Source organism: Williamsia sp. (genome assembly GCF_036566845.1).
Lineage (GTDB): Bacteria > Actinomycetota > Actinomycetes > Mycobacteriales > Mycobacteriaceae > Williamsia.
Genome location: NZ_DATCVM010000139.1, coordinates 15,363 through 36,264 on the forward strand (window position 1 = coordinate 15,363; position 20,902 = coordinate 36,264).

General features: G+C 65.1%; 20 protein-coding genes. 10 read left to right on the plus strand and 10 right to left on the minus strand.

The window, feature by feature from the left end:
* From rhaI to VIQ49_RS13515, 6 genes are all read left to right on the plus strand, one after another.
* On the plus strand, positions 1-1,170 hold the full coding sequence (gene rhaI / locus VIQ49_RS13490) for an L-rhamnose isomerase (protein ID WP_331885359.1): 1,170 nt from the start codon (positions 1-3) through the stop codon (positions 1,168-1,170).
* 64 nt (positions 1,171-1,234) lie between these two features.
* A complete protein-coding gene (locus tag VIQ49_RS13495) occupies positions 1,235-3,271 on the plus strand; it encodes a bifunctional aldolase/short-chain dehydrogenase (protein ID WP_331885361.1) in 2,037 nt (678 codons plus the stop codon).
* The gene (locus tag VIQ49_RS13500) at positions 3,268-4,749 is read left to right on the plus strand and encodes a rhamnulokinase family protein (protein WP_331885363.1); all 1,482 of its coding nucleotides are present in this window, start codon (positions 3,268-3,270) and stop codon (positions 4,747-4,749) included. The genes VIQ49_RS13495 and VIQ49_RS13500 overlap by 4 nt, the downstream gene beginning before the upstream one ends.
* The gene (locus VIQ49_RS13505) at positions 4,746-6,017 is read left to right on the plus strand and encodes an alpha-hydroxy acid oxidase (protein WP_331885365.1); all 1,272 of its coding nucleotides are present in this window, start codon (positions 4,746-4,748) and stop codon (positions 6,015-6,017) included. The genes VIQ49_RS13500 and VIQ49_RS13505 overlap by 4 nt, the downstream gene beginning before the upstream one ends.
* A gap of 93 nt (positions 6,018-6,110) precedes the next feature.
* Positions 6,111-7,130, plus strand: coding sequence for a LacI family DNA-binding transcriptional regulator (locus tag VIQ49_RS13510; RefSeq protein WP_331885367.1), 1,020 nt, complete (start codon positions 6,111-6,113; stop codon positions 7,128-7,130).
* Positions 7,131-7,430: 300 nt separating this feature from the next.
* Positions 7,431-9,692, plus strand: a complete 2,262-nt coding sequence (locus VIQ49_RS13515) for a molybdopterin-containing oxidoreductase family protein (RefSeq protein ID WP_331885369.1) — start codon at positions 7,431-7,433, stop codon at positions 9,690-9,692.
* Here the strand turns inward: VIQ49_RS13515 and VIQ49_RS13520 are convergent.
* Positions 9,676-10,485, minus strand: coding sequence for an LLM class F420-dependent oxidoreductase (locus VIQ49_RS13520; protein ID WP_331885371.1), 810 nt, complete (start codon positions 10,483-10,485; stop codon positions 9,676-9,678). The two genes, VIQ49_RS13515 and VIQ49_RS13520, sit on opposite strands and share 17 nt — an antisense overlap.
* 109 nt (positions 10,486-10,594) lie before the next feature.
* On the opposite strand from VIQ49_RS13520, the gene VIQ49_RS13525 reads away from it, so the two are divergent.
* Entirely contained in the window at positions 10,595-11,263 is a 669-nt protein-coding gene (locus VIQ49_RS13525) for a hypothetical protein (RefSeq protein WP_331885373.1), read from the plus strand.
* Positions 11,264-11,273: 10 nt separating this feature from the next.
* Positions 11,274-11,711: a D-aminoacyl-tRNA deacylase gene (gene dtd / locus VIQ49_RS13530; protein ID WP_331885375.1), complete on the plus strand. Its 438-nt coding sequence runs from the start codon at positions 11,274-11,276 to the stop codon at positions 11,709-11,711.
* A gap of 18 nt (positions 11,712-11,729) precedes the next feature.
* On the opposite strand, the gene map is transcribed toward dtd, so the two are convergent.
* From map to rpsH, 9 genes are all read right to left on the minus strand, one after another.
* Entirely contained in the window at positions 11,730-12,521 is a 792-nt protein-coding gene (gene map / locus VIQ49_RS13535) for a type I methionyl aminopeptidase (RefSeq protein WP_331885377.1), read from the minus strand.
* A 28-nt stretch (positions 12,522-12,549) separates the two neighbouring features.
* Complete coding sequence (locus VIQ49_RS13540; protein ID WP_331885379.1) at positions 12,550-13,095, minus strand: adenylate kinase; 546 nt, start codon at positions 13,093-13,095, stop codon at positions 12,550-12,552.
* Positions 13,092-14,417 carry a preprotein translocase subunit SecY gene (gene secY / locus VIQ49_RS13545; protein ID WP_331885381.1) on the minus strand — a complete coding sequence of 442 codons (1,326 nt, stop codon included), beginning with the start codon at positions 14,415-14,417 and terminating at the stop codon, positions 13,092-13,094. Before secY ends, VIQ49_RS13540 begins: the two co-directional genes overlap by 4 nt.
* 188 nt (positions 14,418-14,605) lie before the next feature.
* Complete coding sequence (rplO, locus tag VIQ49_RS13550; protein WP_331885383.1) at positions 14,606-15,046, minus strand: 50S ribosomal protein L15; 441 nt, start codon at positions 15,044-15,046, stop codon at positions 14,606-14,608.
* Positions 15,047-15,051: 5 nt separating this feature from the next.
* A complete protein-coding gene (rpmD, locus tag VIQ49_RS13555) occupies positions 15,052-15,231 on the minus strand; it encodes a 50S ribosomal protein L30 (RefSeq protein ID WP_331885385.1) in 180 nt (59 codons plus the stop codon).
* A gap of 1 nt (position 15,232) precedes the next feature.
* Complete coding sequence (rpsE, locus tag VIQ49_RS13560; RefSeq protein WP_331885387.1) at positions 15,233-15,898, minus strand: 30S ribosomal protein S5; 666 nt, start codon at positions 15,896-15,898, stop codon at positions 15,233-15,235.
* A 37-nt stretch (positions 15,899-15,935) separates the two neighbouring features.
* Positions 15,936-16,355 carry a 50S ribosomal protein L18 gene (rplR, locus tag VIQ49_RS13565; RefSeq protein WP_414731631.1) on the minus strand — a complete coding sequence of 140 codons (420 nt, stop codon included), beginning with the start codon at positions 16,353-16,355 and terminating at the stop codon, positions 15,936-15,938.
* Between the two features lies 1 nt (position 16,356).
* Entirely contained in the window at positions 16,357-16,893 is a 537-nt protein-coding gene (gene rplF, locus VIQ49_RS13570) for a 50S ribosomal protein L6 (protein ID WP_331885389.1), read from the minus strand.
* Between the two features lie 12 nt (positions 16,894-16,905).
* On the minus strand, positions 16,906-17,304 hold the full coding sequence (rpsH, locus tag VIQ49_RS13575) for a 30S ribosomal protein S8 (protein ID WP_020109391.1): 399 nt from the start codon (positions 17,302-17,304) through the stop codon (positions 16,906-16,908).
* A 342-nt stretch (positions 17,305-17,646) separates the two neighbouring features.
* Here rpsH and VIQ49_RS13580 point away from each other — a divergent pair, with 342 nt between their 5' ends.
* Positions 17,647-19,395 carry an alpha/beta hydrolase gene (locus tag VIQ49_RS13580; protein WP_331885392.1) on the plus strand — a complete coding sequence of 583 codons (1,749 nt, stop codon included), beginning with the start codon at positions 17,647-17,649 and terminating at the stop codon, positions 19,393-19,395.
* Positions 19,396-19,444: 49 nt separating this feature from the next.
* Positions 19,445-20,827 (plus strand): AIM24 family protein, encoded by a 1,383-nt coding sequence (locus VIQ49_RS13585; RefSeq protein ID WP_331885394.1) that lies wholly within the window; start codon positions 19,445-19,447, stop codon positions 20,825-20,827.
* Positions 20,828-20,902: the final 75 nt, after the last annotated feature.

Sequence of the window (20,902 nt, forward strand, 5' to 3'; positions counted from 1 at the left end):
ATGAAGAACTTCGACGCAGCAAAGATTGAAACGTTTCAGAATCTGGCCATCGAGCTGCCCTCCTGGGCATTCGGCAACTCCGGCACCCGGTTCAAGGTCTTCGGTACCCCCGGCACCCCACGCACAGTGGAAGAGAAGATCTCCGACGCCGCAACCGTTCACCGGTTCACCGGACTGGCGCCCACCGTCGCACTGCACATCCCGTGGGACCTGGTCGACGACTTCGGTGCGCTGCGCCGCTACGCCGCCGATCAAGGCGTCGGCTTGGGAACGATCAACTCCAACACCTTCCAGGACGACGACTACAAGTTCGGCAGCCTGACCCACACCGACAAGAACGTCCGGCAGAAGGCCATCGATCACCACCTCGCCTGCATCGAGGTCATGAACGAGACCGGATCGCGCGACCTGAAGATCTGGCTCGCCGACGGCACCAACTATCCCGGACAGGGCGACATCCGCGGCCGACAGGACCGGCTCGCCGAATCACTGTCGACGATCTACCAGCACATCGGCAAAGAGCAGCGGATGGTGCTCGAGTACAAGTTCTTCGAGCCGGCCACCTACATGACCGACGTTCCGGACTGGGGCACCTCGTACGCGCAGGTCAGCGCGCTCGGCGACCGGGCGCTGGTCTGCCTCGACACCGGCCACCACGCCCCCGGCACCAACATCGAGTTCATCGTCGCCCAGTTGCTCCGTCTCGGAAAGCTCGGTTCGTTCGACTTCAACTCGCGCTTCTACGCCGACGATGACCTGATCGTCGGGGCCGCTGATCCGTTCCAGCTGTTCCGCATCATGTTCGAGGTCATCCGCGGCGGCGGCCTCGACACCGGCTCCCCCGTCGCGCTGATGCTCGACCAGTGCCACAACGTCGAGGAGAAGATCCCCGGTCAGCTCCGCTCGGTGCTCAACGTCCAGGAGATGACCGCCCGCGCGTTGCTGGTCGACACCGAGGCGCTCACCGCCGCCCAGGACGCCGGAGACGTGTTGGGCGCCAACGGGATCTTCATGGACGCGTTCTACACCGACGTCCGGCCCGCACTCGCCGCATGGCGCTCCGAGCGCGGACTGCCGGCCGATCCGATGGCCGCGTACGCCGAGTCCGGCTACCGGGAGAAGATCGTGGCAGAGCGCGTTGGCGGCACCCAGTCTTCTTGGGGCGCTTGAGTTCTCGTCTGAGAACCCAGTCAGTTTTCACTCTTCTTTCATCTCGATATCTGTAAGGAATGCAATGACCAACCCCACCGTCAAACAACTCATCGAACGTTCCAACCGACTCGGCGCCGACCCCAAGAACACGAACTACGCGGGCGGCAACACCTCCGCCAAGGGCGTCGACCGTGATCCGGTCACCGGCCAGGATGTCGATTTGATGTGGGTGAAGGGTTCGGGCGGCGACCTCGGAACCCTCACCGAGAGCGGGCTCGCCGTGCTGCGCCTCGACCGCCTGCGGGCCCTGGTCGATGTGTACCCGGGCCTCGACCGCGAGGACGAGATGGTGGCCGCATTCGACTACACCTTGCACGGTCGGGGCGGCGCTGCGCCGTCGATCGACACCGCTATGCACGGTCTGGTCGATGCGGAGCACGTTGATCATCTGCATCCCGATTCGGGTATCGCGCTGGCGACCGCCGCCGACGGTGAGGCGATCACCAAGGCGATCTTCGGCGATCGGGTGATCTGGGTGCCGTGGCGTCGTCCCGGTTTCCAGCTCGGTCTCGACATCTCCGAGGTCAAGCGCGCGAACCCGCAGGCCATCGGCACCATCCTCGGCGGGCACGGCATCACCGCATGGGGCGAGACCTCGGGAGAAGCCGAGGCCAACTCCCTCGAGATCATCAAGGCCGCGGAGGACTACCTCGCCGCCAACGGCAAACCGCAGCCGTTCGGTCCGCCGCTCACCGGTTTCGGTCCGCTGAGCCCCACCGAGCGGGCCGCCAAGGCCGCCGCCCTCGCACCGACCCTGCGCGGATTGGCATCGACCGACAACGCCCAGGTCGGACACTTCAACGACTCCGATCCGGTGCTCGAATTCCTCACCGCCGCAGAGCATCCCCGGCTCGCCTCACTCGGCACGTCCTGCCCGGACCACTTCCTGCGCACCAAGGTCAAGCCGATGGTGCTCGACCTGCCCGCCGACGCCCCCGTCGAGGACTGCATCGCCCGCCTCAAGGAGCTGCACACCTCGTACCGCGCCGACTACACCGCCTACTACAACCGGCACGCCACCGGAGATTCCCCCGCGATGCGTGGTGCCGACCCGGCGATCATCCTGATCCCGGGAGTCGGAATGTTCAGCTACGGCAAGAACAAGCAGACCGCCCGCGTCGCCGGCGAGTTCTACCTCAACGCGATCAACGTGATGCGCGGCGCCGAATCCGTCTCGACGTACCTGCCCATCGACGAGGTCGAGAAGTTCAATATCGAGTACTGGGCCCTGGAAGAGGCCAAGCTCGCCCGGATGCCCGAGCCCAAGCCGTTGGCCACCCGCATCGCGCTGGTCACCGGAGCCGCCTCCGGCATCGGCAAGGCCATCGCAACCCGCCTCGCCGCCGAGGGTGCCTGCGTTGTCATCGCCGACCTCGACGAGGAGAAGACCAAGGCCGCGGCCGAGGAGATCGGATCGACGGACGTGGCGATCGGCGTCCGCGCCGATGTGACCGACGAAGCGCAGGTGCAGGCCGCGGTCGACGCCTGCGTGCTGGCATTCGGTGGTATCGATCTGGTGGTGAACAACGCCGGCCTGTCGCTGTCGAAGTCTCTGCTGGAAACCAGTTCGGCCGACTGGGATCTGCAGCACAACGTGATGGCCCGTGGGTCGTTCCTGGTGTCGAAGGCGGCCGCGAAGGCCCTCATCGATCAGCAGATGGGCGGCGACATCCTGTACATCTCGTCGAAGAACTCGGTGTTCGCCGGACCGAACAACATCGCGTACTCGGCGACCAAAGCCGATCAGGCACATCAGGTTCGGTTGCTCGCCGCCGAACTCGGTGAGCACGGGATCAAGGTCAACGGCATCAACCCCGACGGCGTCGTCCGCGGCTCGGGCATCTTCGCCGGCGGCTGGGGTGCCAAGCGCGCCGCGGTCTACGGCGTGCCGGAAGAAGAGCTGGGCGAGTTCTACGCCCAGCGCACCCTGCTCAAGCGGGAGGTGCTGCCGGAGAACATCGCGAACGCCGCGTTTGTGCTCTGCAGCTCGGACATGTCCCACACCACCGGACTGCACGTCCCGGTCGACGCCGGTGTCGCCGCGGCATTCCTGCGATGAGTTCGGCAACCCGCACCCGAAAGCTGGCGGCCGTCGATCTCGGCGCCACCAGCGGCCGGGTCATGCTGGCGGAGGTCGGCCCTGATCGGTTGCAGATCCGGGAGGTGACCCGGTTCGCCAACGGTCCGCTCCCGATCTGGGACGGCAGCCGGTCCGCGTTGCACTGGGACGTCCCGGGATTGTTCTCGCACATCCGCGATGGACTCGCCGCAGCCGGACGCGACGCCGACGACCTGGCCGGGATCGGTGTCGATTCCTGGGCGGTCGACTACGGTCTGCTACGCGACGGTCGCCTACTGGGACTGCCGTACCACTACCGCGACCAGCGGAACAATGGTGGTGTGTCGGCGGTACACAGCGCCATCGACCCGGCAGATCTGTACGCCCGCAACGGTTTGCAGTTCCTGCCGTTCAACACCGTGTACCAGTTGATGGCCGAGAAACAGGCCGGCACGCTGGAACTCGCCGATCAGGCACTCCTGATTCCCGACCTGATCGGGTACTGGCTGACCGGCGAGACGGCCACCGAGCGCACCAATGCCTCGACCACCGGCCTGCTCGGTGCCGACGGCCGGTGGGACGACGAACTCCACCGCATCCTCGGGCTGCCCACGGGCCTGTTCCCCGGGTTGGTCGAACCCGGATCGCAGCTCGGCCGGTTGCTGCCGGACGTCGCATCCGGGCTCGGTCTCTCGCCGTCGGTGTCCGTCAATGCCGTTGCGTCCCACGACACCGCCTCGGCGGTGGTCGCCGTGCCCATGCAGCCGGAGTCGTCCGCCTACATCTCGTGCGGCACCTGGGGTCTGGTCGGCATCGAGCTGACCTCGCGGGTCACCGACCCCGCCGCGCGGGTCGCGAACTTCACCAACGAGGTCGGTGCCGACGGGCGCATCCGGTTCCTGCGGAACGTCATGGGGCTGTGGCTGCTGAGCGAGTCGGTGCGGCAATGGGAACGCTCCGGCGCCTCCATCGATCTTCCCGAGTTGCTCGAGCAGGCCGCCACCGCGCAGCCACCGGTAGAGCTGTTCGACACCGACGATCCCGAGTTCCTGTCCCCCGGCGACATGCCGGACCGGATCACCCGCTGGTACGCCGCGCGTGGCCTGCCCGCACCGGCCGGGCCGGCGCAGATGGTGCGGGCGATCCTCGAGAGCCTGGCGGGTGCCTTCGCCCGACGGGTTCAGGAAGCCGCGGCGCTGTCCGGCATCGCAGTCGAGACAGTTCACCTCGTCGGTGGTGGCGCCCGCAACGGACTGCTGTGCCAGCTCACCGCCGACCGACTCGGCATGCCGGTACTCGCCGGGCCCGTCGAGGCGACGGCGATCGGTAATGTCCTGATCAACGCCCGCGCCCAGCACCTGATCGCCGACGACCTCGAGAGCGCACGAGCGATGGTCGCCGCAACCTTCCCACCAGCGCGGTACGAGCCTCGTACGACGGCTTCGCATCGCAACGATTTTGTAGGGGTATCACGATGAAACGGCAGTTACCCAAGGTCCACGACCTCGCGCCTCTCATGAAGTTCAAGAAGCCCGAACTCAACGCCAAGAAGCGGCGCCTCGATTCGGCACTGACCATCGAGGACCTCCGGAAGATCGCCAAACGGCGCACACCGCGCCCGGCCTTCGACTACACCGACGGTTCGGCCGAGGCCGAGATCTCGATCAGCCGGGCCCGCGAGGCGTTCACCGACATCCAGTTCAACCCGGCGATCCTGCGCGACGTCTCGAAGGTGAACACCGGCTGGGACGTCCTCGGGGCGCCGGTGGCCTTGCCATTCGGCATCGCACCCACGGGGTTCACCCGCATGATGCAGACCGAAGGTGAGATCGCGGGTGCCCACGCCGCGGCCAAGGCCGGAATCCCCTTCTCGCTGTCGACGATGGGCACCGCGTCCATCGAAGACGTGAAGGCAGCCAACCCGCATGGCCGCAACTGGTTTCAGCTCTACATGTGGAAAGAGCGCGAGCGGTCGATGGCTCTGGTCGACCGGGCCGCCGCCGCGGGATACGACACCCTGCTGGTCACCGTCGATGTCCCGGTCGCCGGGGCCCGTCTGCGCGACAAGCGCAACGGCATGTCGATTCCGCCGGCGCTGACCCCGGGCACGGTCATCAACGCGTTGCCGCGCCCGCAGTGGTGGATCGACTTCCTCACCACCGAACCGTTGGCCTTCGCATCGCTCGATCGCTGGTCCGGCACTGTCGGCGAACTGCTCGACACCATGTTCGATCCCACGGTCACCTTCGAGGACCTGGCCTGGATCCGGGATCAATGGCCCGGCAAGGTCGTGGTCAAGGGAATCCAGACCGTCGCCGATGCCAAGGCCGTGGTCGATCTGGGTGTCGACGGCATCGTGTTGTCCAATCACGGTGGGCGGCAACTTGATCGGGCCCCGATCCCGTTCCACCTGCTGCCGGAGGTCGCGAAAGAAGTCGGAAGCGACACCGAGATCGTGCTCGACACCGGTATCATGTCCGGTGCCGACATCGTCGCGTCGATCGCACTCGGAGCCCGCTTCACCCTCATCGGCCGGGCCTACCTCTACGGTCTGATGGCCGGCGGTGAGGCCGGCGTCGACCGCGCCATCGAGATCCTCTCCGAGCAGGTCGAACGCACGATGCGACTACTGGGTGTGAACGCGCTCGAGGAACTGAGCCCGGCTCACGTCACGCAACTGACACGCCTGGCGCCGCGCGCGATGAACACAGGTCGCGGCGCAGACCGCGCTAGCCTGTCCCACTGAACACACTGGTTGTCCCAGGACACCGTGGCCCCGTCGTCACCTCCTGACTGCGGGTCCGCGGCGTCCGACGTTCGAAACCACGAAAGGCATGTCATGGCGGTGAGCATGCGCGACGTCGCGGCCACCGCCGCCGTGTCCCTCGGTACCGTGTCGAACGTCCTGAACTCCCCGGAGAAGGTTGCCCCCGCCACGGTCGAACGGGTTCACAAGGCGATCGCCGAGCTCGGTTTTGTCCGCAATGATGCCGCCCGCCAGCTCAAGGCCGGGCGGTCGAGGTGCGTCGGCCTGATCGTCCTGGATGTGGGCAACCCCTTCTTCACCGACCTCGCCCGGGCCGCCGAGCGCCAGGCCGCCGACAACCATCTCACCCTCCTGCTCGGAACGTCCGACGATGACGTCGACCGCGAGCACACCTACCTCGAGACCTTCGATGAGCAGCGCGTGTACGGCGTGCTCGTCTCGCCGGTCGGCGACGACCTGAGCCGGCTCGAAGCGCTGCAGCAGCGCGGGACACCCGTGGTCCTGGTCGACCGCAACGGCGAGAACACCCCGTTCCCCTCGGTGTCGGTCGACGACGTCGCCGGCGGCACACTGGCCTGCACTCACCTCTGCGACACGGGACGCCGGCGGATCGCCTTCGTCGGAGGTCCACGAGCGATCCGTCAGGTCGCAGACCGCCTGCACGGCGCGCGCGAGGCCGTCAGCGGGGTCCCCGGCGCCACCCTCGAAGTCATCGACACCCCCGCCCTGAGCGTCCTCGCCGGACGAGCCGCAGGCGAAGAGATCCGGCGCCGGCCGGCTGCGGAACGTCCCGATGCGGTGTTCTGCGCCAACGACCTGCTCGCCATGGGCGTCCTGCAGGCCCTGACGATGCTCGGTGACGTATCGGTACCCGGCGACATCGCACTCATCGGATACGACGACATCGACTTCGCCGAAGCCGCGGTGGTGCCGTTGTCCTCGATCAGCCAGCCGAGCCGCCAACTCGGGTCCCGTGCCATCGATCTGCTGGTCGCCGAGACCACCCGGACCGACCACACCCCGCCCCGCCACGTGCGTTTCCAGCCGCGCTTGATCGTTCGCGCATCCACCGCACCCGCAGCACCCGCCTGACCCCACCCCCCACCGTCGACCGGGCCCTTGTTGCCGTCCACCGGGCCCTTGTTGCCGTCCACCGGGCAGTCATGACAGGGCGACCGTGCCATACGTCTGTTGCGAGTTTCGATACCGAGCATGTTGGGCCCGCTCGACGCGATAGAAGGCCCGCTCGACGGCAACAACGGCACGGTCAACGGCGGTAACGGCCGTTCGCAGATCTGCTGAACCCTGTATACCGGCAACCCGTGGCATCGAAACACCCATACGTGTAACACTCGTTGTCAGATGTGAACCCAGTCACCAGGGAGAGTGCTCATGGCGCAGGAGAAGACCACCTATTGCCGGATCTGCGAACCGTTGTGCGGGATGATCGCGACCGTCGAAGACGGCAAGCTGCTGTCACTGCGGCCGGACCCGCACAACCCGCTGTCGAAGGGCTTCGCCTGTCCCAAGGGAATCGCGTTCACCGAGATCGTCAACGACCCCGACCGCGTCCTGCATCCCCTCCGCAGGAACAAGCAGGGCGCGTTCGAGCAGGTCTCCTGGGAGACCGCGATGGGCGAGATCACCAGCAGGCTCGCCGCTATTCACCGGCGAGACGGTGCCTCGGCCATCGGCTGGTACTTCGGCAATCCGGCGACCTTTGCCACCGGCCACGCCCTGTGGGCCGGCATGTTCCTCAATCTGCTGCGCACACCGCACGTCTACTCGGCCGGCTCACAGGATGTGAACAACCGGTTCGCGGCCAGCCACTTCTTGTACGGCAACCCTGTTGCCGCGCCCATCCCCGACATCAACCGCGTGCAGTTCCTGGTCATCATCGGCGCCAATCCCGTTGTCTCCCATGGCAGTGTTATGAGCTCTCCACGCATCCGCGAGGGTCTGACCGCCATCACCAAACGCGGCGGAAGGGTCCTGGTGATCGACCCACGCCGCACCGAGACCGCTCGCGAGTTCGACTGGCAACCCATCGTGCCCGACACCGATGCATTGATGCTGCTCTCACTGCTGCACGTCATGTTCGACGAACATCTCGCCGACGAAGATCGGCTCGATGCCCGCAGCACCGGGCTGGCAACGATCAAGGAGGTGGCCCGGTCGTATTCGCCCGAGGTCACCGCCGACCGCACCGGCATCGACGCCGACACCGTGCGTACCCTCGCCCGTGAACTCGTATCGACCGAGCGAGCCGCGGTCTATGGCCGGGTGGGGACATCCCTCGGCCGCACCGGCACCCTGACCACAGCGCTCCTCGACATGGTGAATCTGGTGGCCGGAAATCTCGACGAGGTCGGCGGATCGATGTTCGGCGACCTGGGCATCCCCGGGCAGCGACTGGGTGTCACTGCCCTGCAACATGTTCCGAACTTCGCCTGGGCCGGTCGACGAAGCCGGATCGGCAACCTGCCACAGATCCTCGGGACCGCGCCGGCGTCGGTGATGGCCAAGGAGATGACCACACCGGGCCCCGGCCAACTCAAGGCGATGTTCATCAGTGCCGGCAATCCCGTGCTCTCCGTGCCCAACGGGTCGGAGTTGAGCGCTGCGCTTGATGACGTGGAACTGTTTGTCTCACTGGACATCTACCAGAACGAGACGAACGCCAACGCCGACTTCATCCTGCCCACGACGACGATGTACGAACGGTCCGACTTCCTGCTGCCGTTCCAGGCGTTGTTCACCACACCGTTCAAACAGGCCACGGAGGCCGTGATCGCACCGCGCGGCGAGGCCCGCGAGGAATGGGTGATCATCAACGAACTGGTTGCGGCGCTGGCCACCAGAGCACCGTTGCTGGGCGCCCTGCATCTGTGGAACCGGCTGAGCGAACGGATCGGTAAGCCGTGGACGCCAGATCGGTTGTCGGATCTGGTGATCCGGATGGGCGCGGGCGGAGATCGATTCGGATTGCGGACACCGGGACTGAACCTGCGCAAGCTGGTCACCAGGTTCCCACACGGCAAGATCGTCTCCGAACACCTCACCCCCGGACAGCTCGGCGGCATCGTCACCTACCGCGGCCGCAAGATCCGTCTGGACGCCCCCGAACTGATCGCAGAGCTCGAACGCCTCGACACCGGACACATCGACCCGTCATACCCGTTGCGGCTCATCGGGATGCGCGAGATCCGTTCCGAGAACAGCTGGCAGCACAACGCACCCCTGCTTCTGCGCGGCGGTCGCACCCACGCGGCGCGGATGCACCCGAACGACGCGCAGGCCCGCGACATCGCCGAGGGTGAACTCGTCACCGTCACTTCACGACACGGACAGATATCCCTGCCGGTGATGCTCACCGAAGACATCAAGCCGGGAGTTGTTGCAGTACCGCATGGTTGGGGTCACAACGGGGCGGGCGGCTGGACCCAGGCCAACACGGCCGCCGCCAACGACCTCGGGACCGGTGGCGCCAACGTCAACGCACTCATATCGTCCGACCCGAAAGACCTCGAACGGCTGGCCGGCATGGCGAACATGACCGGAGTGCCGATCGAGGTCACACCTCTCGAGCAGTCGATCCGCGCGCAGTTGGGCGCACAGACCTCAGAACTGGCCGAAGTCAGATCAACTGACTGAGTATCTCGACGAGATCGACATCGCCGAGGACCTGGATCGCCACGTGATCGGCGCCTTGTCCCAGGTGCGCATCGACCTTCTCGCGGACGACCTCGGCGCTGCCGTGCGCGACGAGTTCGTCGATGAGTGCATCCGTGCCACCATCGGCGATGTCGGCGTCGGTGTACCCGAAACGCTTGAGGTTGTTGGTGTAGTTCTGCAGTTGCAGGTAAGGCTGGTCGACGTATGGTCGCCCGACGGAACGAGCCAACACCGCATCCTCGGTGAGCACCACCTTGTGCTCAGGGGCGAGAAACTTGTCCGGGCCGAGGATCTCGCGGGCGTACTCGGTGTGGGCCGACGGGACCAGATAGGGATGGGAGCCGAACGCACGTTCTGCGGCAAGGCGCAGCATCCTCGGGCCGAGCGCTGCGATCACGCGGCGATCGACCGGCACACCACCTTCATCCAGTCCGTCGAGGTATGTCACGAGCGCGTCGTAGGGACTCTTGTACTCGGAGATCGCCTCTGGATGACTGACGCCGACACCAAGCAGAAAACGCCCCGGAAAATCGTCCTCCAGCGCGCTGAACTGCTGCGCGATTTCCGCCGGGTCGGTGTTCCAAATGCTCGTGATCCCCGTGGCGACCCGGATCGACTCGGTGGCCGCCAACAGAGGGCGCGCCGGATCCAGAGACGGCGGCGAACCTCCCAGCCAGATGGTTCCGTAACCGAGTTTCTCGATCTGCTGAGCTTGGTCAGGTGAGATCGCCGAAGCTCCTGCCCACACACCGTGCGTTCCGAAATCAGTCATGCACCGTCCAACCCGGCCGGCCGGCGGCGCATTCCATCACAGTCGGTCGAATGCCGGATTTTTCGGTACGAACTCCACAGTCGGCGTCATCGGGCATACCGTCACACTCATGCCGAGCCCCACATCGTTTGTTGCTGTCGTCGGCGCAATCTGCGTACTGGCGATGCTCTGCGGATGCGCTACGTCGAAATCGGGCGACCCGGACACGCCGTCGTCACAGACGACCGAACCGGTGCCGTCCACCGAGATCCGTTCGATCAGTCCCGTCAAAGCTGACGGAACCCTCGCCGACGGGTACACCAGCCGGGACATCCCCGCCCTCGCGGCACTGAAGTGCTTCACCGCCGTCACCGGCACCTATCGCTGTTCCGAAACCCCGGAAGGCCTGCAATTCTGTTGGCAGGCAGGCGATGCCACAGCCGCCTGCCTCGCAGATCCGCGTGGCACCGAGGTCGGCATGGTGGCCGCGACGTTCGGTGTCAGCACCGACATGAGTCCCTACATACCAGCGGCACTCGACCTCACCGACGGCTCACACTGCACGCTCGGCAGAAACCCGATGGCCGTGGCCACCGGCGACATCCGGTACGTCCACGTGTACGGATGCACGGGCGGACCCACCGAAGGTGTCTACACCGAACCGCTTCCGGGCCTCGGCAATCCGCTGCGCGAGGTGATCGATCGCACCGGGAACCGCTGGACGGTCCAGGGCGGCGACGACACCGGACCGACCGGGCCGCTGGAGGTCGCCGTGGCCTACGAGTTGTTCGGTCGTTAGTGTCGCGGGTGTGAAAGCAATTCTGCAACGTGTCTCCGCGGCCTCGGTCTCCGTCGACGGCAAAACCGTGGGGGAACTCCCACTGACCGACGGTGCACAGGGGCTGGTGGCGCTGATCGGCGTGACCCATGACGACACCGAGGCACAGGCGGCCACGCTTGCCGAGAAGATCTGGCGCCTACGGATTCTGGACGGCGAACGCTCCGCCGCCGACGACCACGCGCCGATACTCGTGATCAGTCAGTTCACGCTGTACGCCAACACAGCCAAGGGCCGACGCCCGTCGTGGAACGCGGCCGCGCCCGGACCCGTCGCGGAACCGCTTGTGGAAAAGGTGATCTCCGAGTTGCGCGCGCTGGGTGCTGCCGTGGAAACCGGACGCTTCGGTGCCCACATGCACGTGGCACTGGTCAACGACGGCCCGGTCACCATCTCGCTCGAGGTGTAAGGCGGACACTCCGCCTGACTACGGCCGAGTGGTGAGGATCCGGGGCCCGTCGCCGGTGACGACAACGGTGTGCTCCCAGTGCGATGCGCGGGTGCCGTCGTCAGTGACGACGGTCCACTCGTCGTCGAGCACGGTGGTGTCGACCGTACCGAGCGACAGCATCGGCTCGATCGCCAGAGTCGAACCGATCACCAGAACCGGACCGCGGCCGGGCTTGCCCTCGTTGGCCAGAAACGGATCGAGGTGCATTTCGCGCCCGATTCCGTGGCCGCCGTAGCCGTCCACGATTCCGAACGAACGGCCGAACGTCTTCTCGGCCGCGCGGGTCGCGGTTTCGATCGCGTGGGAGATGTCGGTGAGCCGGCCACCCTCGACCATTGCGGCAATACCGGCTTCGAGCGCCAGCCGGGTGGCGTTGTTGAGATCGTCATCGTCCTGCGACAGATCGCCGACGCCGAAGGTCCACGCCGAATCACCATGCCAGCCATCAAGAATCGCACCGCAGTCGATCGAGACGAGGTCGTGCTCGGCGAGGATCACGTCTTTCGACGGGATGCCGTGCACCACCACGTCGTTCACCGAACTGCAGATGGAACCCGTGAAGCCGTGGTAGCCCAAGAACGACGGCACCGCCCCGGCGTCACGGATCACCGATTCCGCGATCCCATCGAGTTCGAGAGTCGAGACACCGGGCTTGGCAGCCTCGCGTACGGCGACCAGAGCCCGGCCCACGATCGCCCCGGCGGCCGCCATCGCGTCCACCTCGCCGACACTGCGGAACGGGACCGGTTTCGGTTTACGAAACCCCATGATCACCTACTGTTTCGTTGACGTGGGGTCAAGCGCCGAGGGCACGCAGCACACGCTGATGCACCTCGTTGACGTCGCCCATGGCGTCGATCGACTTGACCGCATCCGCATAGTAGTCACGCAGCGGCGACGTCTCTTTCTCGTAGACGTGCATGCGATTACGGATGACCTCTTCGGTGTCATCGGCGCGGCCACGGGCCAGCATCCGCTTGACGACCACATCTTCGTCCACGCTGAATGACAGCACGGCGTCGAGTTCGGTGTCGAGGGCAGAGAGGATCTCGGTCAGCGCGTCGGCCTGCTCCGTCGAACGGGGGAACCCGTCGAGGATGAAACCCTTTGCCGCATCCGGCTCGGCAACGCGCGCGCGCACCATGTCGACGGTGATCTGCGACGGCACGAGGTTGCCGGAATCGAGGTACTTCTTGGCCTCGAGGCCGATCGGGGTGCCCTGCGAAATGTTGGCGCGGAACAGGTCGCCGGTCGAGATGTGCGGGATACCAACACTCTCAGAGAGAAGTTCGGCTTGAGTACCCTTGCCGGCTCCGGGTGGGCCAAGAAACACCAGTCTCACTTGAGGAACCCTTCATACTTGCGCTGCATGAGCTGCGAATTGATCTGTTTGACGGTGTCCAAACCGACGCCGACCATAATCAGCACCGCGGTACCACCAAACGGAATGTTCTGAACACCACCCGAATTGCCGATCTCGAGGAAGAGGTTCGGCAGCACGGCGATGATGCCCAAATATATCGACCCGGGCAGTGTGATCCGGCTCAACACATAGCCGAGGTAATCGGCGGTCGGCTGACCCGGGCGGATGCCCGGAATGAACCCGCCGTACTTCTTCATCTCGTCGGCACGTTCTTGCGGATTGAACGTCACAGCCACATAGAAGTACGTGAAGAAGATGATCATCAGGAAGTAGACGAGGATGTAGACCGGATTGCTCGGGTCCACGAGGTACGTCTGGATCTGGCGCTGCCACCACGAGGCCTCTTCGGTCTGACTCTGCGTCAACTGCAGGATCAGGTTGGGCAGGTAGAGCAGCGACGACGCGAAGATCACGGGGATGACGCCGGCCTGGTTGACCTTCAGCGGCAGGTACGTCGACGACCCGCCGTACATCTTCCGGCCGACCATCCGCTTGGCGTACTGCACCGGGATCCGGCGCTGGCCTTGTTCGATGAAGACAACACCGGCAACGATCGCCAGGGCCGCCAGCACCACCAGGCTGAACACGAGGGCGCCGCGGGTGTCGAGGATGGTCTTGCCCTCGGACGGGATGCGGGCGGCGATACCGGCGAAGATCATCAGCGACATGCCGTTGCCGATGCCGCGCTCGGTGATCAGCTCACCGAACCACATCACCACACAGGCGCCGGCCGTCATGACCAGCACGATGATGAACAGCGCGAAGAAATTCTGTTCACGCAGGATCGCATCGCCGTTCGAACAGCCTTGGAGCAGATTGCCCCGCGCGGCGAGTGCGACGATGCCGGTCGATTGGAGCAACGCCAACGCCACCGTGAGGTAACGCGTGTACTGCGTCATCTTGGCCTGACCGGACTGACCTTCCTTGCGCAACTGCTCGAAGCGCGGGATGACCACCGTCAACAGCTGCACGATGATGCTCGCGGTGATGTACGGCATGATGCCGATCGCGAACACGGACAGCTGGAGCAGAGCTCCACCGGAGAACATGTTGATCAGGGAGTAGATACCCGCGGAGTCGCCACGCGAGACCTCATCGAGGCAGGTCTGGACCTCTTGGTAATCGACACCGGGCGACGGGATCGTCGCGCCGAGACGGTAAAGGATGATGATTCCCAGAGTGAAGAGAATCTTCCGCCTCAGGTCGGGTGTCCTGAAGGCCGATATGACGGCGGAACGCACTAACTCCTCCTGGGCAAAGTCGCTCCGGCAGCAGCATTGCACCGGGCTACGAACAACTCTTGAACTCTAACAGTCACCGGGACGGGGGTCCGATCGGTAACCGCTGAAGTGACGAACGGCGCGGAATTGAGGTCCGCGCCGTCCGCCACTGTAGCGAGTTCGGGTGGTCGATGGACTGCGGCCGCCTCTTAGAGGACAGTCGTCGTACCGCCGGCAGCAGCGATCTTCTCGCTGGCCGACGACGAGAACTTGTTGGCGCTGACCTGTACGGCCACCGTCAATTCGCCCTCTCCGAGCACCTTCACCAGTTCGTTCTTACGAACCGCGCCCTTGGCGACCAACTCGTCGACACCGATGGTGCCCCCCTCGGGGAACAGCCGGGCGATGTCGCCGAGGTTGACAACCTGGTACTCGACCCGGTTGCGGTTCTTGAAGCCCTTGAGCTTCGGCAGCCGCATGTGGATGGGCATCTGCCCACCCTCGAAGCCGGCCGGCACGTTCTTGCGTGCCTTCGTGCCCTTGGTGCCGCGACCCGCGGTCTTACCCTTGGAGCCCTCACCACGACCCACACGGGTCTTCTCTGTCTTCGACCCGGGAGCCGGGCGAAGATGATGCAATTTGATGGTCATTGTGACTAAACCTCTTCGACGGTCACGAGGTGCCGCACCGCTTTGATCAAGCCGCGGTTCTGGGCATTGTCCTCGCGGGTGACGGTCTTGCGGATGCCCCGGAGTCCGAGGGTACGCAGGCTGTCACGCTGATTGCTCTTGGTACCGATGGTGCTTTTCACCTGAGTGATCTTCAGCTCGGCCATATCAGACTCCCTGTCCTGCTCGGGCGCGCAACATACCGGCCGGTGCGACGTCCTCGATGGGCAGACCGCGACGAGCGGCAACCTCTTCGGGGCGCTGCAGCATCTTGAGTGCTGCAACGGTCGCGTGGACCACGTTGATGGCGTTGTCGCTGCCGAGGCTCTTGCCGAGGATGTCGTGGACACCCGCGCACTCGAGCACGGCACGCACCGCGCCACCGGCGATCACACCGGTACCGGGGCTGGCCGGACGCAGCATCACAACACCGGCAGCGGCTTCGCCCTGCACGGGGTGGGTGATGGTCGCGCCGATCATCGGGACGCGGAAGAAGCTCTTGCGAGCCTCCTCGACACCCTTCTGGATTGCGGCCGGGACCTCTTTGGCCTTGCCGTATCCGACACCGACCAGTCCGTTGCCGTCACCGACGACGACGAGTGCGGTGAAGGAGAACCGACGTCCACCCTTGACCACCTTCGAGACGCGGTTGATGGCAACCACGCGCTCGAGCTGGTTCTTGTCCTCACGGCCGCCACCGCGCTGGTTGTCGCGCCGATCGCGGTTGCCTCCGCCGCCGCCACCGCGACGGTCGCCTGAGTTGTTGCTGTTGGGGTCGTTACTCCCGGCGGGTCCGCTTCCGGTACCGCCATCACGCCGCTGACGTCCCGGCATCAGATGGTCCTTCCATTGCAAATCGTTGTGGTCGTCATCAGAACTCGAGCCCTCCCTCGCGGGCGGCGTCCGCCAGTGCGGCGATACGACCGTGGTAGCCGTGGCCACCATGGTCGAACACCACGGTCTGCACACCGGCAGCCTTGGCGCGGGCGGCGATCAGCTCGCCGACCTTCTTGCTCTGTTCTGACTTGTCGCCACCGGCTGCGCGGACGTCGGCCTCGATGGTCGAGGCTGCGGCCACGGTGTTGCCGGCGAGATCGTCGACCAGCTGCACGTGGATGTGACGCGAGCTGCGCTTGACCACGAGACGGGGACGCTCAGGGGTGCCGCTGATCTTCTTGCGCAGCCGGAAGTGCCGGCGTGCGTTCGAGACCCGGCGACGGGTCGAGGCGTCTTTACCAAGGGGAATGCGCTTCGGCTTTCCCGCTGTTTTTGTCACTGTTGCTTCACTCATGTCACTTACCCGTCTTTCCGACCTTGCGACGGATCTGCTCACCCTCGAAGCGAACGCCCTTGCCCTTGTACGGGTCGGGACGGCGCAGGCGGCGGATGTTCGCCGAGATCTGTCCGACTTGTTGCTTGTCGATTCCCGTAACCGAGAATTTGGTGGGCGATTCCACCGCGAAGGTGATGCCCGCAGGAGCCTTGATCGGCACCGGATGGCTGTATCCGAGCGCGAACTCGAGGTCGCTGCCCTTCAGGGCCACGCGGTAACCGACACCGAAGATCTCCAGCTTGCGGGTGTAACCCTCGGTGACTCCGACGACCAGGTTCTGGACGAGGGTGCGGCTCAGGCCGTGCAATGCACGGTTGCGGCGCTCGTCGTTGGGGCGGGAGACCACAACGGTCTTCTCCTCAACGGCGACATTGATCGGCTCCGAGATCGTGACCGAGAGTTCGCCCTTGGGGCCCTTCACGGTGACGGTCTGTCCGTCGATCTTCACGTCTACTCCGGCCGGAATTGCGACCGGGTTCTTTCCAATACGCGACATTAGTTTCGCCCCTTACCAGACGTACGCGAGGACTTCGCCGCCCACGCCCTGGTTGGCAGCTTGGCGATCGGTCAGGAGACCTGAGGACGTGGAGATGATCGCCACGCCCAGGCCGCCGAGGACCTTTGGCAGATTGGTGGACTTTGCGTACACCCGCAGACCCGGCTTGGAGACGCGGCGCAGGCCGGCGATGCTCCGCTCGCGGGTGGGGCCGTACTTCAGCGAGACAACGAGGCTCTTGCCGACTTCGGCATCCTCGGTGCGGTAATCGGTGATGTAGCCCTCGCGCTTGAGGATCTCGGCGATGTTGGCCTTGATCTTCGAATGCGGCAGGGTCACCTCATCGTGGTACGCCGAATTGGCGTTACGCAGACGAGTCAAGAAGTCTGCGATCGGATCAGTCATGGTCATAACAGACCGTCAACCTTTCTCGCAGCGGTTCCCATACAGCACGCGCGCATCGGTTCCTTCGAATGCCTGGGCATCGTCGGGCCTTCTACGTCACATCGTGGGCCTGCTACGAAGTGAGTTCTGTCCTGACCGACCGTTGCCGGTCAGGGGTGGTGCTCCCCCGAATGCACAGGTGCACTCAGGAGTTTTCAAAGCTCAATGGCCAAGAAAATTGGTTGGCCACCTGGGCGTTTTGGACGTGCGCGAACACATCCCACCCTGGGCAACCGTTCTAGTGTAGGGAACAGCGCTGCTCAGGCCAAATTGCTACTGTTTGCTTCTCCGAGCAGAGGACAGACAGCGGTGCCTGACAGCGACACATCCACAGCGGCGGTCGAACCCCCGGCCGATGACGCAAAAACGGCAGAGAACGCCGTGGAACCGGCACCCGCGTCCGACGACGTCCCGAAGCGGGGGTGGTGGTATCGGCACACCCGACGGTACGCGTACGCGGGCATGGTGTTCGCTCTCGTCTTCCTCTGGTTGTCGCTGACCCCGTCGCTGCTCCCACGTGATGCGCTCTTCCAGGGTCTCGTCAGTGGTGGCTCTGCCGCCGTCGGCTACTGCCTCGGTGTGTTCGTCACCTGGCTGGTGCGATTCATGATCTCGCGCGACGATCCGTGGCGAAGTGCCAATCGGATTGCCTGGATCGTCCTCGGGGTGGTAGCTGTCGTGGGGACCACGCTGATGCTCATCTGGTTCTCCCGGTGGCAGGACGAGATCCGGGACCTGATGGGGGTGGACGGCTTCTCGTGGTCCGCCTTCCCGTTGATAGCCGTGTTCGCGGTCATCACATTCTTCTTGCTGATCTCGCTGGGACGGGCTTTCGCATTCGCCGTGCGGGGGTGTGTACGGCAACTGAACCGGATCGCGCCGCCGCGGGTCTCGGCGGTCATCGGAGCCGGACTCGTGATCTTGCTGGCCGTCTTCATCCTCAACGGCGTTGTCGCGAAGTACTCGATGCAGTGGCTCAATGCCAGCTTCGCGGCAGCGAACGACGAGACGAAGGCCGACTCCTCGCCGCCGACGTCGCCGCTGCGTTCCGGTGGTCCCGAATCGCTGGTCACCTGGGATTCGCTCGGCCGCGAGGGTCGGGTCTTCGTCTCCAAAGGACCCGATGTCGAGGAGCTCACCCAGTTCAACGGCGCACCTGCAATCGAGCCGATCCGGGCGTATGCAGGGCTCGAATCCGCCGACTCCATCCGTGAGATCGCCGAACTCGCCGCGAACGAACTGGTGCGCACCGGTGGGCTGCAACGCAGTCTCGTGGCGGTGGGCTCGAGCACCGGCAGCGGCTGGGTGAACAAGGCAACCGTGGATTCCCTCGAGTACATGTACAACGGCGACACCGCCATCGTCAGCATGCAGTACTCGTATCTTCCGAGCTGGTTGTCGTTCCTGGTCGACAAGGAACGTGCCCGACAGGCCGGGCGGGCATTGTTCGAGGCGGTGTCGGAGCGGGTGCAGGAGATTCCCGAGGCGCAGCGGCCGAAGTTGGTGGTGTTCGGCGAGAGTCTGGGATCGTTTGCCGGTGAATCCGCATTCGGCAGCATCCCGGCGCTGGCGGCGCGTACCGACGGTGCGCTGTTCAGTGGCCCGACCTTCAACAACACGCTGTGGACCGACACCACGCGGGACCGAGATGCGGGCTCGCCACAGGTCCTCCCCATCTTCGACGACGGCAGCCAGGTCCGGTTCATCGCCGACGAATCGGATCTGACCCGCCCCGACGAGCCCTGGAAACCCTCCCGGATCGTCTACCTCCAGCACGCGAGTGATCCGATCTCGTGGTGGAACCCCCAACTGATCCTGAACGAGCCGGACTGGCTGAAGGAACCCCGCGGCGACGACGTCCTGTCGTCGACCCGGTGGATACCGTTTGTCTCGTTCTTGCAGGTCTCGGCGGACCTCGCCGTTGCCGTGGGCGTGCCCGACGGCCACGGGCACAACTACCTGTCCGCGATCCCCTATTCGTGGGCGGCGATGCTGCAGCCCGCGGGATGGACAGAGGCGAAAACGCAGGCGCTGCTCCCGCTCCTGAACCGCGATTGACACAACCCGAGTCGGGCTGAGCGCGGCACCTGGAACAATGGATCAGGCCATGAGAGAACTTGCTCCAGGAGAGAACAGTCCCCTGCCCTCGCAGTCGATCAGCGTCTCCGTCACGTGTGCGTCCCCGGTCAACACGTCCGCTGTGCTGCTGACATCGTCCGGCCTGGTCCGGTCGGACGATGACCTGATCTTTTACAACCAGGCGTTCGGTCCGGGTGTTTCTTACAGCAACGATGCCCGCAGCGACATCATCACGATCGATACCACCCGGGTCCCCGCAGCCATAGAGACGATCGCGATCACCGCCAGCCTCGACGGGACCGGTCCCACCACCTTCGCCACGGCCGGCACATTGCGCGCCGAGTTGCGGGACGGATCGGGCCGGCCGACGGTGGCATTCACCCCTGGGCGTTTGACGTCGGAGTCGGCGCTGGTCTGCATGGAGGTCTACCGCCGCGGCGACGCCTGGAAGGTACGCGCCGTCGGCCAGGGTTACGACACCGGATTGGCCGGTCTGGCAACAGCTTTCGGCATCCAGGTCGACGATGATCCGGGCACCACACCACCCACCCCGAACCCCATGCCGTGGCCACCGGCCGGACAGAGCGCGCCACCCGTCCCACCGGCCCACACGCAGACATCAGCACCCACCCCGCCCCCAGCACAGCCCCAGCATCAGCATCAGGGAGTTCCCGCCATGAACAGTGACCTTTTCGCACCGGCGCACGCCGAGGTGTCCGGGAGCGGAATCCAGAAGCAAGGCAGCAAGATGTGCCGTGTGGGGCTCAACGGCGAGATCATGGCCCGCGCCGGGTCGATGGTCGCGTACCAGGGCAACATCAATTTCGAAGCGCAGGGCTCGGGAGGTATCGGCCGTGCCATCCGGAACACACTGACCGGCGAAGGTGTGCCGTTGATGAAGGTGACCGGCCAGGGCGACCTGTTCCTCGCCGATGCGGCCAGCGACGTCCACCTCGTCGACCTCGACGGGTCTGACGGTCTCACCATCAACGGCGCCAACGTCCTGGCGTTCGACTCGACCCTGAGCTACGACGTCAAACGGGTCCAGGGTGCGGCGTCCCAGAGCAACGCCGGCCTGTTCAACTGTGTCTTCACCGGCCGGGGCCGCATCGCGATCACCACCGACGGCAATCCGGTGGTGCTGACCGTCGACCAGCAGACCTTCGCCGATCCCAATGCCGCGGTCGCGTGGTCGTCGAGCCTGCAGACCACGATCAAGCGCAACGATTCCTTCAACTTCGGAACCCTGATGGGCCGCAGCACCGGCGAACGTTTCACCCTCAACTTCATCGGCCAGGGATTTGTGGTCGTGCAGCCCTCCGAGCTCGCGCCGGGTGGACTCATCGGCGGCACCGGCGGCGGCAGCCAGTCCGGCGTCACCGGTGGACTCGGCGGTCTCCTCGGCCGCTAGTCCCCGCACGCCGGCCCCACTCACAAACCCACCCGTTTCAGTCAAACCCACCTGTTGCAACAGGTGGGTTTGACT